The organism is Acinetobacter calcoaceticus (assembly GCF_051947995.1).
In the GTDB taxonomy this organism is placed as follows: Bacteria; Pseudomonadota; Gammaproteobacteria; order Pseudomonadales; family Moraxellaceae; genus Acinetobacter.
In genome coordinates this window covers 1-330 of sequence record NZ_JBLVVH010000028.1, presented here as the reverse complement: position 1 = coordinate 330, position 330 = coordinate 1, and the positions used below count along the sequence as shown (strand labels likewise).

The following is a 330-nucleotide window of genomic DNA, read 5'->3' as shown; positions in this document are numbered from 1 at the left end:
CCGCAAGCGGTTGTTCGTCCTACGTCCGAAGAGGCTTCGTGGCTGCCCAATGAAAAACGCCGCGTCCCTGTGCAGGGACGCGGCGTCGGAAGGCATTGGCGCGGCGTAGATCAGCCGATCTTGTTGCCGTGCGCCTGCTGGTCGGCATGGTAGGACGAACGCACCAGCGGACCGGACGCGACGTTCTTGAAGCCCATCTTCTCGCCTTCCTCGGCGAACCAGGCGAAGGTGTCCGGATGCACGAAGCGCTGCACCGGCAGGTGGTTGCGCGACGGCTGCAGGTACTGGCCGAGGGTCAGCATGTCGATGTCGTGCTCGCGCATCCGCTGC

1 pseudogene is annotated in these 330 nt (G+C 65.2%); it reads right to left on the bottom strand.

The features are described 5' to 3' along the window. Positions 1 to 110 precede the first annotated feature (110 nt). Positions 111 to 330: pseudogene (locus ACNQO6_RS18410) on the bottom strand (lipoyl synthase); the annotation flags it as partial.